Here is a 15,263-nt window from a genome sequence, read left to right as displayed (position 1 = left end):
AATCACCTGATTTCTTTCTTGTAATACGTAAGTGATGAAATCTCGTCTAAAAAAATGTTTTCAACACGGTCTTCCTCTTGTTGATATGCTATAAAATCTTTTTCACGCATTTTTTCAAATTTACGTACTTCCAAGTTTTTTTCTAATAATTTTTCTTCATGCCAGTTCATTTTCGAACGAGCTTGCACGACTTTTTGCTGTACATCAGCTATCGTTTTTTCCAAGCTGTCAATGAAACGAGCGTAATGATTAATCTCTTCAATCGATGAGCCAATAGCTAATCGCTCTTGTCGATACTCTGTTAAGTTCTCTTTCTTTTTAAGCAATTCATAAAGTTTATTTGCCACTTCTTCGAATGAACGAACAGACTCTTTATACGCAATTTCCGTTTCATTCTTTTCTTGCTCACGAATTGTTAGTACTTTTTCAAATCGGTATTGGTATAGGACCATCTACTTGCCACCACCGTTCGATAGTGTAATTAACTCGTTCTTACTTTCTTCAAGTGTTACTTTATCCAAATACCCTTGTTTCAAATAAGAAGTAATGAGTGGCTCATAATAAATGGCTTCATCAATTTCTTTTGATGTACCACGTTTATATGCACCAATGTTTATTAGATCTTCGGATTTGTCATACGTGTAATACAACTCACGTAAGCGCTCCGCAGCTTGTTTATGCTCTGACTCTGCTACATGATTCATTAAACGGCTGACACTTTTCAAAACGTTTATAGCCGGATACTGCCCTTTATTTGCTAGATTACGGTCGAGTACAATATGTCCATCTAAAATTCCTCGTACTGTATCGGCAATTGGTTCATTCATATCATCACCATCTACTAATACTGTATAAAACGCGGTGATTGAACCTTTTTCGTTCGTACCCGTACGCTCTAGAAGTTTAGGTAGGATGGCAAATACAGATGGTGTATACCCTTTTTGTGCAGGTGGTTCACCTGTAGCGAGTCCAATTTCTCGTTGAGCCATTGCAACACGTGTTACGGAATCCATCATGAGCATGACGTTAAGTCCACGATTTCTAAAATACTCTGCAATTGCTGTAGCTGTGAATGCTCCTTTAATCCGCATTAACGCGGGCTGATCTGAAGTAGCTGCTACAACAATCGAACGACTTAAACCCTCCGGTCCTAAATCTCGTTCGATAAATTCCCGTACCTCACGCCCACGCTCTCCGACTAGGGCAATAACGTTTAAATCTGCTTGTGTATTGCGGGCAATCATGCCGAGCAAGGTACTTTTACCGACCCCTGAGCCGGCAAAGATACCAACACGTTGACCGTTGCCAACTGTTAACATTCCGTCTATAGCTTTTACACCTACTTCTAACCTTTCGTTAATAGGTGGTCGTGTTAACGGGTTGGGTGGATCCTGTTCTGTTGGTACTGTCATTAATCCTTTTGGTAAAATCGTTCCATCAATTGGATTGCCCATTGAATCAAGTACTTTCCCAATTAATTCAGGTCCTACTTTTACTTCAAGTGGAGCACCAGTACCTTCCACTAAACAGCCAATTGATATTTCACGCAATGAGGTAAAAGGCATTAATACTACAATTTCATCTTTAAAGCCCACTACCTCCGCTAAAATAATTTGCTGTCCATTTTTCACAGTATCCACATGAATCTTACAAACATCACCAATTGAACTATCTGGACCTTGCGACTCAATCATCAAGCCGACAACTCTCGTTACTCTACCAAACTTTTTAAAAGTTGATATATTAGGAATTTGTTCGATTAATTGAGCCGTTTTCATCAAGATCATTCCTTACTTTCTAATATTTCACTTAATTTCAATCTAAGTTCATTAAGTTGCTCATCGATGCTAACAACAATGCGCCCATGGTTTGTTTCAATAAAGCAATCTGTCTCATGGTCTAAATCTTCATCAACAAAAATCATGAACGGAACATCTGTTGGGAACATTTCTGCTAGCTCATCACGATTTGCTGTAATGAGTGCATGATAAGTTGGCGACACATAGATTTTAATTGCCTTCATCTCACGTGCCTCTTTTAATCCTCTTCTCACGATTGAAACGAATAATTCATCACTTCGCTCTAAAGAAGTACCTATAATACGTTCCGCCGCTGTTAACCCTAGTTCTAAAATAACTGCCTCTTGATCTTCGATGTATTTTCTTGCATTTTCTTGCGCCTGTACAATAACATCGTTTGCTGTTTTTAATGACGCAGACATAGACTCTGTAGCCTTGTTATTGCCATCTTCATAGCCTTGACCAAACCCCTCATCATAAGCCTCTTGGACACGTATAGGGCGCTCTTCTTCCCAGGAAAGTTTCAATTGCTCAATCTCTTGAAAATGTTGTTGCTTGTCCTGTTCAAATGATTCGCGTTCTGCTTGTAACATTGCCCTAGTCTCTGTGAGTATACGGTCACGCTCTGCAAGTACATCGTCTAAAGTAATTTGGATTTCAGAGGTTTCATCATCCTCTGTTTCGGGTATTTCAAACATATCACGGATTTTTATCTCTTTAACGTTATCGTCAATAGACTGTGTATAGATGGAACGAATAATTCTAGACAATTACGTCATCTCCTCCACCACGAGCGATGATAATCTCACCAGCGTCCTCTAAACGTCTAATAACGGCAACAATTCGAGATTGGGCTTCCTCTACATCACGTAAACGTACAGGTCCCATAATTTCCATCTCTTCTCTAAACGTTTCAGCCATACGTTGTGACATATTACGGAAAATAATATCTTTTACTTCTTCACTTGACACCTTCATAGAAAGAAGTAGATCTTCATTTTCACAATCACGAATTACGCGCTGAATCGAACGATTGTCGAGAGTAACGATATCTTCGAACACGAACATACGTTTCTTAATTTCTTCTGCAAGCTCTGGATCTTGGATTTCGAGTGCATCGAGAATTGTTTTTTCTGTTTGACGGTCTACACCATTTAACACTTCTACCACTGCATCAATGCCACCAGTTTCTGTGTAATCTTGCGTTACAGTAGATGATAGTTTACGTTCTAACACAGATTCGATTTCACTAATTACTTCTGGAGAAGTCGATTCCATCATCGCAATACGCTTTGCAATATCAGCTTGTACTTCTTGTGGTAAGGAGGACAAGATAACACCCGCTTGCCCTGCTTCTAAATAAGATAGAATCAACGCAATTGTTTGAGGATGCTCATTTTGAATAAAGTTAAAAATTTGTGATGGGTCTGCTCTTCTTGCAAAATCAAAAGGTCGTACTTGTAGAGAAGATGTTAAACGGTTAATAATCGTTTGTGCTTGCTCTACCCCTAACGCTTTTTCTAAAACTGTTTTCGCATAACCAATACCACCCTGCGTAATATAATCTTGCGCAAGAGCAATATTGTGGAATTCTTCGATAATTTCTTCTTTTACATTTGCTTCTACCTTTTTAACACCCGAAATCTCTAACGTTAAACGTTCGATTTCTTCTTCAGATAAATGTTTATAGACAGAAGCAGAAACCTCAGGCCCTAGTGAAATTAACAAGAGTGCGGCCTTCTGTTTTCCGGTTAATTCCTTATCTTTCTTGGACACAGCCGAACCTCCTAGTTAGTCTTCAGCAATCCAACTACGCAGTAACTTCGCAAAATCATCTGGCTTATCTTTAGCCATTTTTTCAAGTTGCTTACGGCGTACTGTAGCTTCCGTTTCAATTTCCTCATTAATGTCATCAACAATAAGCTCTTCTTGTTCTTCAAGAATACTTAGTTCTTCTTCTTCTTTTGCTCGCTTACGTGAACGGACAATGAAGAATGCTAATAATAGTATTACAGCTAATAAAATACCACCAACTACCCAAATCCACCAAGGAATAACTGATTTTTCGTTAGCCACTTCCGTAGATTTTCCGTATAACGGTTGGATTGAAACAGCTACCTTTTCATCAATTTGTTCTTGTGTTAATTCACCAGTTACATCATTTGAAATCGTTGTGCGAACGATTGTACTTAAAATTTTCTCGATATCTTCACGCACGCCATCTGGTAAAGATGCTGCATCACCTGCAGTCGGTGGTTCAACTACTACTTGAATTCCGATATCTTGGATTTTATAAGGTGCTTCTTGAATATCTTTACGAATACGATTGACGTCGTTATTGATTGTCTCTTCCGTACGTTCATATTCTCCGTCACCTGCCGTACCTTCGCTATACGTTGTGAAATTATCTGTTGTTGTTTCAGCTTCTGGTGTACCTGTAGCTGCTCCTGCACCTGTACCTGAATACGTTTCCGAAATACGTTGGGTGCTAATTGCAATCCCTTCCCCATTCTCTTCATCAACAGGGGTTACGATATTTTCTTCACGATTTTCTTTTTTAAAGTCAATGTCTGTTGTCACAGAAACTAGAACTTTGTCTTGTCCCATTAATGTGCCTAGCATACTTTGTACTTGGCGTTGTAAATCACGCTCTACCATTTTCTTCATTTGTAATTGACCAGCTGCTGTTGTTGTTGATGTTGCATCAGCTGTTGCAGCATTCAAATCAAAGTACTCAGAATATTGGTTAGAAATCACGATATTATCAGTGTTTAAGTTTGGAATACTTTTTGACACTAAATTATACATTGTTGAGATTTGTTGCTCTGTAAATTTATAACCTGGATCCGTGTTAAGTACAATTGATGCACTCGCCTCTTCGGTAACATCTGTTACGAACACACCTTTTTCAGGTTGTGTAATCATGACCTTTGCGTCTTTAACACCTTCAAGGTTTTTAATTAATTTTTCTAACTCCGTTTGAGTAGAAGCCAGCTTCAAGATATTAAATTCATTATCCGTCATACCAAAGCCTGAACTATTGGCAAATGAGTAATCAATCGACCCTGTTTGTGGGTATCCTTCTGAAGCTAGCTGTACAAGTAATGAATCCACTTGATTGTCAGGTACTAAAATGGATGTTCCACCTGGTGCAATTTCATATTTTACGCCTTGGGCATCAAGAGCTTCTTTTACTTGACCAATTTCCCGCGTCGATAAATCTTTGTATAAAGTTACATATGTAGTACGGGTTACCATCATTGTAATGAGAGCAGCAAGTAAAATAACAACTACTACAGCACCAATCATTACACCCTTTTGTTTTTTACTCCGACTTGTCCAAAATTGGCTGGCGTCGGTTTTTATTCTCGTCAGTCGTTCATTCATTATGAATCCTCCGGTTATAGTGAATAACCTAGCAATCAATAATTCGCACTAACAGTGTACTTACCCGCTAAATAAAGTTAGACACTCATACGCATTATTTCTTGGTAAGCTTCAATCACCTTATTGCGAACTTCAATTGTTGCATTTAGCGTAATACTTGCTTTTTGTGATGCAATCATCACTTCATGCAACTCTACATCTCCACCATTTATTAGCTTTTGAGTAAGATTATCAGAAGTTATTTGCTGATCATTCACTTTCGCAATAGCCTCTTTTAATGAATTAGCAAAACTTTGCTGCGCTTCATAAGGTGTCGGATTTAACTTATTTGTTTCATTTACTACCTGAGTAGGTGTCATTAGTGAAACGGACGAAATCGCCATTATGTATCATCCTTTCTAAATTGTATTATTTACCGATTTCTAATGCTTTTGTTAACATTGCTTTATTTGCATTAAACACAGTCACATTTGCTTCATATGATCGTGTAGCAGACATTAAGTCGACCATTTCTTTCAATGGGTCTACATTCGGCATACTTACATAGCCATCTTCATTTGCATCTGGATGTGTCGGATCATATACAAGTTTGAAAGGAGTTTCTGTATCATCTTTTATTTCCGTTACTTTAACACCGTTCCCTACAGCACTTTTTGAATTTGAACCCATCGCAACATTTAGGAATTTTGAAAATCCCCCTTCTTGCGCAGATAGCGTCACTGATTTGCGTTGGTATGGAACCCACTCGCCATTAACTTGTTTCGCGCGAGTTGTGTCTACATGCGCCATATTTGACGAAATAACATCCATGCGTAAGCGCTGTGCTGTTAGTGCCGAAGCTGTAGTATTCATTCCGTGAAAAATCGACATTTATTACTTACCTCCCTTAATAACTGTATTTAATGTATTAAGCTTTCCATTCATACGATCAATCAGCGCATTATAGTAAATCTGATTTTCTGCCATTTTCGCTTGTTGAGCATCCATATCGACACCATTACCATTGTTTCGATATCGTAAATTATCAATATTGCTAACACCTGGTGTAGATTGTGTTATAGAAAAATCATAATGTCTTACGTCAGTTCGATATGCGGAAATTGAATTCCGTTTCTCTTCTTCCAACATATTCTTAAAATTTACATCTTTCGCCTTGTAATTAGGCGTATCGACATTCGCAATATTATTTGCAATTGTTTTGTGATTTAGTGTTGCATAGGAAAGTCCATTTTCCAGGCTACTAATAGTTCCTCCAAATAAATTCAAAAACCATTCACCTCTTTTTTTATTTCAATCTATTAAATACGTTGTCTATTCAATAATACAATTGTAATTAAGATGCTACCTAGTGTCTATTGTCTTTTGTCATTTTCTAATAGTCTTTCCGCCCTATTTTTTACAAAAAAAATCCGGGACAAATCATTCTTACCATTTACTGATGCTGTTTTTCGCTATATTTCATCCTTTTTCCCTAGGTAAACACTGAATCTAGAGTGTTTACTATAATAGTCATACAACTTTCACTATATTTTACAGTTACTAATTTCGACACAATTTCCAGTCAAAAAAAAATAGGTTCCACCGAAACGGAACCTATCTATACCATCTAATTACAACTACTTACTTCATTTTAATTTCTGCTAATGCGTTTAAAAATTTATCATTTAGTACTTTAATGTAAGTACCTTTCATTCCTAACGAGCGTGATTCAATTACACCAGCTGACTCTAGTTTACGTAATGCATTTACGATAACTGAGCGTGTAATGCCAACTCGATCGGCAATTTTAGAAGCTACAAGCAGTCCTTCAGTACCATCAAGCTCCTCGAAAATATGTTCAATTGCTTCTAATTCACTGTAAGAAAGTGAGTTAATCGCCATTTGAACGACAGCTTTACTACGCGCTTCCTCTTCGATTTCTTCTGATTTTTCGCGTAAAATTTCCATACCAACTACAGTTGCACCGTATTCAGCTAAAATTAAATCATCATCCTCAAATTGAGCAGATACACGTGCAAGGATTAATGTCCCTAAACGTTCACCGCCACCAACGATTGGTACAATTGTTGTTACAGCATTTTGGAAAATTTCTTTATTCTCTACCGGGAATGCAGTATGAGGGTTGTTAATGTCTAAGTTAGACGATGTTTCTGTAATCGTAAATAAATTATGTGTATATTCCTCTGGGAATTGACGTTCTTCAAACATTTTTTTCATACGTTCATTTTCAATTTGTTGATGAATAGAGATACCCAAAAGTTTACCTTTACGGCTAACAATATATACGTTGCTATCAATAGTATCGCCTAAAGTATCTGCCATTTCTTTGAAGTTAACTGGTTTACCAGCAGATGCTTGAAGCATCGAGTTAATTTTACGTGTTTTTTCTAATAAATTCATTATATGTTCCTCCTATAAATAGCCCGAAGAATATTCACTTAATATTCTAAAGGTTTCCACAATTGATTGATCTTAATCAAACTTATCTACAAAATAAACTGTGATAAATCTTTATTCTTGACGATTCCAGCTAATTTTCGATCGACATATGCTGCTGTAATCGCAATATGGGCTGGTGAAATTTCAGATGCTTCAAAGGATAATTCCTCAAGTAAGCGTTCTAAAATCGTATGCAAACGACGCGCACCAATATTATCAGTTTCTTGGTTTACTTCTGTTGCAATTTCCGCAATGCGTTCAATTGCATCTTGAGCAAACTCAATTTCTACACCCTCAGTTGCTAATAATGCTTGATATTGCAAAATGAGTGATTGATCTGGTTCTTGTAAAATACGTACAAAATCTTGTTTTGTTAATTTTTCAAGCTCCACACGGATAGGGAATCGTCCTTGCAGTTCGGGTATCAAATCTGACGGTTTAGACATATGGAATGCACCAGCAGCGATAAACAACATATAATCCGTTTTCACTGCACCATACTTCGTTGTTACCGTAGAGCCTTCTACAATTGGCAAAATATCTCTTTGTACACCTTCACGGGAAACACCTGCAGAAGAGTGATCATTTTTGCTCGCAACTTTATCGATCTCATCGATAAAAATAATACCTGACTGTTCGGCACGAGAAATCGCCTCTTGCGCTACTTCATCCGAATCAATCAATTTATTTGCTTCTTCAATGGTTAAAATACGTCGTGCATCTTTTACTTGCACACGGCGTTTCTTTTGTTTTTTCGGCATCAGGCTTGATAGCATATCTTGCATGCCATTATTCCCTGACATATCCATCCCCGTACCTTGCAATGCGTCAAAAATAGAAGGAGTTTGTTCTGTTACTTCAACAGTTACCCATTCCTCTTCTAATTTACCATTACGTAAATCAATAGCAATTTGTGCACGTTTTGAACGCACTTCTGTTTCTTCAGATGAAGAATCTTCAAATGTTTGCTGTTCTTTCCCGCCACCAAATAGCATTTCAAAAGGATTTTGCATCGCTTGTTTTTTCCGTAAAGATGGTACAAGCAGTTTTACAATCGCAGCATTCGCTAACTCTTCAGCTTGTTCTTGTACAGACTCCATCATTTCCTCTTTTACAAGGCGATGAGATGACTCAACCAAATCACGCACCATTGACTCAACATCACGACCAACATAACCTACTTCTGTAAACTTTGTTGCTTCCACTTTAACAAATGGCGCATTCGTTAGCTTCGCGATTCTTCTCGCAATTTCAGTTTTCCCAACACCAGTTGGTCCAATCATTAAAATATTTTTCGGATTCACTTCAGCTTTCATCTCATCACTTAATAGTGAACGACGATAACGATTTCTGAGCGCAATTGCCACAGCTCGTTTCGCTTCATTTTGTCCGACAATATAACGATCCAAATGCTCAGAAATTTGTCTTGGTGTTAAATTTTGTTTTGTCATTAGTCAAGCGCCTCCACGATAATATTATGATTCGTAAACACACAAATTTCAGCTGCTGTCTCAAGGGCCGCTTTCGCAATTTCATGAGCCCCCATTGTATTACCAGCATGTTTCTTCAGTGCACGGCCGGCAGATAATGCATAGTTTCCACCTGAACCAATCGCTATAATACCATCATCAGGTTCTATGACTTCTCCTGTTCCTGACACAAGTAACAGTGTACTTTTATCCATAACAAGTAACATAGCCTCGAGTTGGCGTAACATCTTATCGCCTCGCCATTGTTTTGCTACCTCGACTGCAGCTCGTTGTAAATTTCCGTTATATTCATTGAGTTTCGCTTCGAACATTTCAAAAAGTGTGAAAGCATCGGCTACTGAACCTGCAAAGCCAGCTAGCACCTGACCATTAAACAGACGTCTGACCTTTCTAGCAGTGCCCTTCATAACAACTGCATTTCCTAAAGTCACTTGCCCATCACCTGCCATCGCACAACCACCATTATGATGGATTGCGAATATCGTAGTCGCATGAATTTGTCCCATTCGTCTTGTCCTCCTTAGCCTCTATTCCTATGCTCTTGGATGAGCATTCATATATGTTTGGCGAAGATGTTCCTTCGTAACATGTGTATAAACTTGCGTTGAAGATAAGTGCGCATGCCCCAGTAACTCTTGCACCGTTCGTAAATCCGCACCATTATTAAGTAAGTGGGTCGCAAATGTATGACGTAACATATGCGGATATATCTTCGTATGAAGTGATGCATTGTCAATCATTTCATTTAAAATATAACGCACGCCTCGAGGTGTAAGTTCCCCACCACGCATATTGACAAATAGATGTTGATGATTCGTATTTTTCATAAGCATCGGTCGCGCTTGCTCTATGTAATCCATCATCGCTTCGCTAGCGTACTGCCCAAACGGAATTATACGCTCTTTTCGACCTTTTCCCATTACACGAACGATTGAATAATGAAAATCCACATCATTCATTGTAATTGTTGTTAACTCACTAACACGAATACCTGTTGCATAGAGTAATTCTAAAATCGCCATATTACGTAGTGATTTCAAGTCTCTTCCTATATTCGCTTCAAAAAGTTGTGTTAATTCCTCTTCATAGAAAAAGCTTGGTAACCGAGATTCCTTTTTAGGATGATAGAGGGAACGAAATGCTGCGTCATCCAACCCATACTGTTTGTTTAAAAAACGAAAAAAAGAACGAATCGATGAAATCTTCCTAGAAACTGAAGACCTTGCTTTCATTTCATCGTACAATTTCGTTACATAAAGACGCCCATGTATATACTCAACACTTGCTAAATCATTTACATTCTCTGCTTTCAAAAACGCTAAAAAGTCTAATAAGTCCGATTCATATTCTCGCACCGTATGAACAGAAAAGTTTTTCTCAACCTGTATATAAAGCATAAATTGCTCTAGTGCTTGTTGGGACGAAACTAACATGGAACATTCACCACCAATGTGATTATTCGAAAACTTCACTCAAGTAAAACATGGCATCAAGATTTTCCCACGAATAACGACTGTCACTCACGAAAAATTCCCATAATATTTTCTATAGTACTCGCCAAAAAACATACATATTGACACTATACCTATATACGTAATATAGCAAGTAAAAAACATTGTAATTTGAGAAAAACATCATATAAAATAGTAAATTCAGTGTAAGTAAGTATTTTACGCATTTACAAAAACAAAAAGCCTCTAAAAGTATATCAACTTTAAGAGGCTTTTTGCAATTAAATTGTCTGCGAATTCACAAAATTTCGAATTGATTCTAAAGCACGTGTTGCATGCATTTCTGCTCGCTCTGGTTTTGAACGACGTCCCGGTGGTAATTCTGGGAAAATACCGAAGTTTACATTCATCGGTTGGAAGTTTTTCGATTGCGCTTCTGTTATATAACGCGCCATACTTCCTAATGCCGTTTCAAATGGGAAGACTAATAATTCTTGTCCAAGTGCTAAACGTGCAGCGTTAATTCCAGCAATTAAACCACTACCTGCTGATTCCACATAGCCTTCTACACCAGTCATTTGGCCTGCAAAGAAAATATTTTTATTTTCACGTAACTGATATGTTTTTTCTAACACTTTCGGTGAGTTAATGAACGTATTACGATGCATTACGCCATATCGTACAATTTCTACATTTTCTAAACCGGGAATTAATTGTAATACTTCCTTTTGCGGTCCCCATTTTAAATGCGTTTGGAAACCTACGATATTATATAGTGTACCAGCAGCATCATCTTGGCGTAATTGAACAACTGCATATGGACGTTTACCTGTTTTCGGATCTTCAAGACCGACTGGCTTCATCGGACCGAATAACATTGTTTTTTCGCCACGAGCTGCCATCACTTCAATTGGCATACAACCTTCGAAATAAATTTCTTTTTCGAACTCTTTTAATGGTACAACTTCAGCCTCAATTAATGCTTGGCGGAAACGGTCAAATTCTTCTTTTGTCATCGGACAGTTTAGATATGCCGCTTCCCCTTTATCATAGCGGGATTTTAAATACACTTTGTCCATATCGATACTATCTTTTTCGATAATCGGCGCCGCTGCATCATAGAAGTATAAATAATCAAGACCTGTTAACACTTGAATTTTTTCTGCTAATGCTTTAGAAGTAAGTGGACCTGTTGCGATTACTGTAATACCTTCTGGAATTTCAGTTACTTCCTCATGAATTACTTCTACAAGTGGATGATTTTTCACCGCTTCTGTTACATAACCAGCAAACTCATGTCGGTCAACCGCAAGTGCACCACCTGCTGGTACTGAACATGCATCTGCTGCCTTTAAAATAACAGAGTCTAATGTACGCATTTCTTCCTTAATGACACCAACAGCATTTGTTAATGTATTTGCGCGAAGTGAGTTAGAGCATACCAACTCAGCAAATTTATCAGTATGGTGAGCAGGCGTCTGCTTTACTGGACGCATTTCATATAAGCGAACCTTCACGCCACGCTTTGCTATTTGCCATGCAGCTTCACTTCCAGCAAGGCCTGCACCAATTACGTTTACTATTTGTTCAGTCATGTTCTTACCATCTTTCTACACTATAATTGGTGTTTCTTCATAGTCACATTTTGTGCACTGAATCTGAACACCTTTTTTCAGTTTTTTCTCTACTAATAATTCACTACATTTTGGACATGGTCTACTTATAGGTTTATCCCATGATACAAATTCACACTCAGGATATTGGTTACAACCATAAAATAAACGTTTTGTTTTACTTTTACGTTCTACAATTTCACCATCTTCACAAGATGGACACTTTACATCGATTGGTTTCATGATCGCTTTTGTATTTCGACAGTCTGGGAAGTTTGAGCAAGCCATGAATTTCCCATAACGGCCTAATTTATAGACCATTGGAGAACCACATTTTTCGCAATCCTCGCCCGCTGGTTCATCTTTTATCACAACTTTTTCCATTTCAGCATCAGCATGCTTCACATGTACTTCGAAGTCTTTATAGAACTCATCGATTACTTCTACCCATTTACGACTACCTTCTTCAACATCATCAAGATCTTGTTCCATTTTTGCAGTAAACTCAATATTGATAATATCAGGGAAAAATTCAAGTACAAGTTGATGCACAATTTCACCTAGCTCAGTCGGCATGAAACGTTTTGCATCTAAAACTACATAACCACGACGTTGTAATGTATCTAACGTCGGTGCGTATGTTGATGGGCGACCGATCCCAATCTCCTCCATCGTTTTTACTAAACGTGCTTCTGAAAAACGTGGGGGTGGCTGCGTGAAATGTTGCTTCGGCTCAATATCAAGTGATTTTACTTTATCGCCAATTCCCATTTCAGGAAGTAGCTTTGTTGTTTCCTCAGTTTGGTCATCGGTACCTTCGATATACAATTTCATAAACCCTGCAAACTTCACTTGCGAACCATTCGCACGGAATAATACATCACCATTTTGTAAATCAACTGCAACTGTATCTAATACAGCTGGTGCCATTTGACTTGCAATAAATCGCTCCCAAATTAAACGGTAAAGGCGCAATTGATCACGGCTTAACACCGTTTTTAGTTCATCTGGCGTACGCATTGTGCTTGTCGGACGAATCGCTTCATGGGCATCTTGTGCATTCGAAGCCTTTTTGGCTTGTTTTACTTCCGTTGCAATGTATTCTTTACCATATTTCGTTTCGATATAAGCAATCGCTTCTGTTTTAGCTGTTTCTGAAATACGCGTAGAATCCGTACGCATATACGTAATTAACCCAACAGTACCTTCTTTTTTACCAATATCGATACCTTCGTAAAGTTGTTGTGCAAGCATCATTGTTTTCTTTGCACGGAAGTTTAATTTACGCGCTGCTTCTTGTTGAAGTGAAGAGGTTGTAAATGCAGGTGCTGCGTTCCGTTTACGTTCCTTCTTCGTCACATTCGCAACATTAAACTCTGTACCTTTTACATTTTTTAATATCGCCTTTACTTGGTCTTCATTCGTTAATTTAATTTTTTCTTTGCCATCACCATAGTACAGTGCGTCGAACGTTTTTTTGCCTTTTTCAAATGAACCTTCAATCGTCCAATATTCTTCAGGTTGGAAGTTTTTGATTTCATTTTCGCGATCGATAATCATGCGTAATGCAACTGATTGTACACGGCCGGCTGACAAGCCCTTTTTCACCTTTTTCCAAAGAATCGGGCTAATATTGTAGCCCACTAATCGGTCTAGCATACGACGAGCTTGTTGCGCATCTACTAAATCCATATTAATAGAACGAGGATGTTTAAATGATTCTAAAATTGCATCTTTCGTAATCTCATTAAATACAACACGGCAATCTGATTCAATATCAATATTTAACGCAGTCGCAAGGTGCCAGGCAATTGCCTCTCCCTCGCGGTCTGGATCGGCCGCTAGATAAATTTTCTTCACTTTTTTAGCCGCAGACTTTAGTTCCTGTAATACAGGTCCTTTCCCGCGAATCGTAATATATTTTGGTTCATAGTTATTTTCAGTATCAATACCCATTTGGCTGCGTGGTAAGTCACGAACATGTCCTACAGACGCTTTCACTTTGTATTTTTTTCCTAAATAACGTTCTATTGTTTTTGCTTTTGCTGGTGATTCTACAATCACTAAATAATCCGCCATCTATGTCTCCCCCTTAGCGAGGTTCATTGCTAAATTTTTTTAAGTTACCTGTTGCAAAATGTATAACAGTTTTTAAGATAATGCAACTTTTTTTCAATTTTTACTAGGAAATAGTTCCAACATTTCAACGATTTGATAACCATTACATACAGGAATCGCACCTTCTAGGAGCAATTTATTAGTTCCTTTTGACTGCTCTGCATCGATTGGCCCTGGTACTACAAACACATCTTTTCCTTGTTCAAGCGCGCATTCTGTCGTAATCAGTGTGCCACTTCTTAGTGTCGCCTCTGTCACAACTAATGCACTCGATAAGCCACTTATGATGCGATTACGCATGGGGAAATGCCATTTTTCCGGTTTCATGTATGGAGGATACTCTGTAATAAGCAATTGCTCTTCTGCCATTTTCTCGGCAAGCATCTGATTTTCTCTTGGATATAAATGATGAAAACCATGTCCCAGAACGGCAATCGTCTTGCCACCATATTTCATCGTTGCTTCATGCGCTAGTGTATCCGCACCCCTCGCAAGCCCACTTACGACCGTATACTGGTGTTCAACGAGAGGAGGGACAAGTAAGTCCATCGCCGTCTTCGTATAGCCTGTCGCTTTCCTAGAGCCAATAATAGCGATATGTTTGCTACCTAGCAGTGAATACTGACCTTTTACATACAATACAGCAGGTGGGCTTGGTAATTCAAATAAATGCCCTGGGTATAAAGCGTGATTAAATGGAATGGGGAAAATATCCGCACTGGAATAAGCTTCTTCTAGCGGCATACAATTTGCACGCTGAAAACCTTTTTGAAGTTGAACAGCTTTTGGAAGTGAGATTTGCAAAGCCTGTGCGATTTCACTGGGTTGCGCTTGATCAAAATAACTTAAGATATCAACTGGGGATAGTAATTGCTGTAGTTTTTGAAGTGGCAAAGGATATACATAATGTAGTGCTAATAGCTTGTGTACATCAACTGAAAAAATCATTTAAAAACCTCCCTATTT

15 protein-coding genes are annotated in these 15,263 nt (G+C 38.2%); all 15 read right to left on the bottom strand.

Going from position 1 to position 15,263, the window contains the following annotated elements; genetic code table 11:
- Positions 1 to 2 precede the first annotated feature (2 nt).
- Positions 3 to 452, bottom strand: a complete 450-nt coding sequence (gene fliJ, locus ACIQZG_RS03245) for a flagellar export protein FliJ (protein ID WP_402753731.1) — start codon at positions 450 to 452, stop codon at positions 3 to 5.
- Positions 453 to 1,778: a flagellar protein export ATPase FliI gene (gene fliI, locus ACIQZG_RS03240; RefSeq protein ID WP_402753730.1), complete on the bottom strand. Its 1,326-nt coding sequence runs from the start codon at positions 1,776 to 1,778 to the stop codon at positions 453 to 455.
- A 5-nt stretch (positions 1,779 to 1,783) separates the two neighbouring features.
- Positions 1,784 to 2,569 carry a flagellar assembly protein FliH gene (fliH, locus tag ACIQZG_RS03235; protein ID WP_402753729.1) on the bottom strand — a complete coding sequence of 262 codons (786 nt, stop codon included), beginning with the start codon at positions 2,567 to 2,569 and terminating at the stop codon, positions 1,784 to 1,786.
- A complete protein-coding gene (gene fliG, locus ACIQZG_RS03230) occupies positions 2,562 to 3,575 on the bottom strand; it encodes a flagellar motor switch protein FliG (protein WP_402753728.1) in 1,014 nt (337 codons plus the stop codon). The genes fliH and fliG overlap by 8 nt, the downstream gene beginning before the upstream one ends.
- 15 nt (positions 3,576 to 3,590) lie before the next feature.
- Positions 3,591 to 5,186 (bottom strand): flagellar basal-body MS-ring/collar protein FliF, encoded by a 1,596-nt coding sequence (gene fliF / locus ACIQZG_RS03225; protein ID WP_402753727.1) that lies wholly within the window; start codon positions 5,184 to 5,186, stop codon positions 3,591 to 3,593.
- A 77-nt stretch (positions 5,187 to 5,263) separates the two neighbouring features.
- The gene (gene fliE / locus ACIQZG_RS03220) at positions 5,264 to 5,569 is read right to left on the bottom strand and encodes a flagellar hook-basal body complex protein FliE (protein WP_402753726.1); all 306 of its coding nucleotides are present in this window, start codon (positions 5,567 to 5,569) and stop codon (positions 5,264 to 5,266) included.
- Positions 5,570 to 5,594: 25 nt separating this feature from the next.
- Positions 5,595 to 6,056 carry a flagellar basal body rod protein FlgC gene (flgC, locus tag ACIQZG_RS03215; RefSeq protein WP_402753725.1) on the bottom strand — a complete coding sequence of 154 codons (462 nt, stop codon included), beginning with the start codon at positions 6,054 to 6,056 and terminating at the stop codon, positions 5,595 to 5,597.
- Between the two features lie 3 nt (positions 6,057 to 6,059).
- Positions 6,060 to 6,452: a flagellar basal body rod protein FlgB gene (flgB, locus tag ACIQZG_RS03210; protein ID WP_402753724.1), complete on the bottom strand. Its 393-nt coding sequence runs from the start codon at positions 6,450 to 6,452 to the stop codon at positions 6,060 to 6,062.
- Positions 6,453 to 6,806: 354 nt separating this feature from the next.
- Positions 6,807 to 7,586 (bottom strand): GTP-sensing pleiotropic transcriptional regulator CodY, encoded by a 780-nt coding sequence (gene codY, locus ACIQZG_RS03205; RefSeq protein WP_402753723.1) that lies wholly within the window; start codon positions 7,584 to 7,586, stop codon positions 6,807 to 6,809.
- Positions 7,587 to 7,672: 86 nt separating this feature from the next.
- On the bottom strand, positions 7,673 to 9,076 hold the full coding sequence (hslU, locus tag ACIQZG_RS03200) for an ATP-dependent protease ATPase subunit HslU (RefSeq protein WP_402753722.1): 1,404 nt from the start codon (positions 9,074 to 9,076) through the stop codon (positions 7,673 to 7,675).
- Complete coding sequence (gene hslV, locus ACIQZG_RS03195) at positions 9,076 to 9,621, bottom strand: ATP-dependent protease subunit HslV (RefSeq protein ID WP_402753721.1); 546 nt, start codon at positions 9,619 to 9,621, stop codon at positions 9,076 to 9,078. The genes hslU and hslV overlap by 1 nt, the downstream gene beginning before the upstream one ends.
- A gap of 27 nt (positions 9,622 to 9,648) precedes the next feature.
- Positions 9,649 to 10,548 (bottom strand): tyrosine recombinase XerC, encoded by a 900-nt coding sequence (gene xerC, locus ACIQZG_RS03190; protein ID WP_402753720.1) that lies wholly within the window; start codon positions 10,546 to 10,548, stop codon positions 9,649 to 9,651.
- Between the two features lie 299 nt (positions 10,549 to 10,847).
- The gene (gene trmFO / locus ACIQZG_RS03185; protein ID WP_402753719.1) at positions 10,848 to 12,161 is read right to left on the bottom strand and encodes an FADH(2)-oxidizing methylenetetrahydrofolate--tRNA-(uracil(54)-C(5))-methyltransferase TrmFO; all 1,314 of its coding nucleotides are present in this window, start codon (positions 12,159 to 12,161) and stop codon (positions 10,848 to 10,850) included.
- Positions 12,162 to 12,176: 15 nt separating this feature from the next.
- Positions 12,177 to 14,258 (bottom strand): type I DNA topoisomerase, encoded by a 2,082-nt coding sequence (gene topA / locus ACIQZG_RS03180; RefSeq protein WP_402753718.1) that lies wholly within the window; start codon positions 14,256 to 14,258, stop codon positions 12,177 to 12,179.
- A 93-nt stretch (positions 14,259 to 14,351) separates the two neighbouring features.
- Positions 14,352 to 15,245 carry a DNA-processing protein DprA gene (dprA, locus tag ACIQZG_RS03175; RefSeq protein WP_402753717.1) on the bottom strand — a complete coding sequence of 298 codons (894 nt, stop codon included), beginning with the start codon at positions 15,243 to 15,245 and terminating at the stop codon, positions 14,352 to 14,354.
- Positions 15,246 to 15,263 lie beyond the last annotated feature (18 nt).

Origin of the sequence: Lysinibacillus sp. NPDC096418, assembly GCF_044762775.1 — a bacterium.
Taxonomy (GTDB): Bacteria; Bacillota; Bacilli; order Bacillales_A; family Planococcaceae; genus Lysinibacillus.
This window is presented reverse-complemented; position numbering and strand designations above follow the sequence as displayed.

What these genes read in the sequence shown, in the direction of transcription:
- flgC (WP_402753725.1), bottom strand. Translation starts at nt 6,056, where the DNA reads ATGTCGATTTTTCACGGAATGAATACTACAGCTTCGGCACTAACAGCA.
- topA (WP_402753718.1), bottom strand. Translation starts at nt 14,258, where the DNA reads ATGGCGGATTATTTAGTGATTGTAGAATCACCAGCAAAAGCAAAAACA.
- codY (WP_402753723.1), bottom strand. Translation starts at nt 7,586, where the DNA reads ATGAATTTATTAGAAAAAACACGTAAAATTAACTCGATGCTTCAAGCA.
- fliE (WP_402753726.1), bottom strand. Translation starts at nt 5,569, where the DNA reads ATGGCGATTTCGTCCGTTTCACTAATGACACCTACTCAGGTAGTAAAT.
- fliI (WP_402753730.1), bottom strand. Translation starts at nt 1,778, where the DNA reads ATGAAAACGGCTCAATTAATCGAACAAATTCCTAATATATCAACTTTT.
- dprA (WP_402753717.1), bottom strand. Translation starts at nt 15,245, where the DNA reads ATGATTTTTTCAGTTGATGTACACAAGCTATTAGCACTACATTATGTA.
- fliJ (WP_402753731.1), bottom strand. Translation starts at nt 452, where the DNA reads ATGGTCCTATACCAATACCGATTTGAAAAAGTACTAACAATTCGTGAG.
- hslU (WP_402753722.1), bottom strand. Translation starts at nt 9,076, where the DNA reads ATGACAAAACAAAATTTAACACCAAGACAAATTTCTGAGCATTTGGAT.
- fliF (WP_402753727.1), bottom strand. Translation starts at nt 5,186, where the DNA reads ATGAATGAACGACTGACGAGAATAAAAACCGACGCCAGCCAATTTTGG.
- xerC (WP_402753720.1), bottom strand. Translation starts at nt 10,548, where the DNA reads ATGTTAGTTTCGTCCCAACAAGCACTAGAGCAATTTATGCTTTATATA.
- hslV (WP_402753721.1), bottom strand. Translation starts at nt 9,621, where the DNA reads ATGGGACAAATTCATGCGACTACGATATTCGCAATCCATCATAATGGT.
- trmFO (WP_402753719.1), bottom strand. Translation starts at nt 12,161, where the DNA reads ATGACTGAACAAATAGTAAACGTAATTGGTGCAGGCCTTGCTGGAAGT.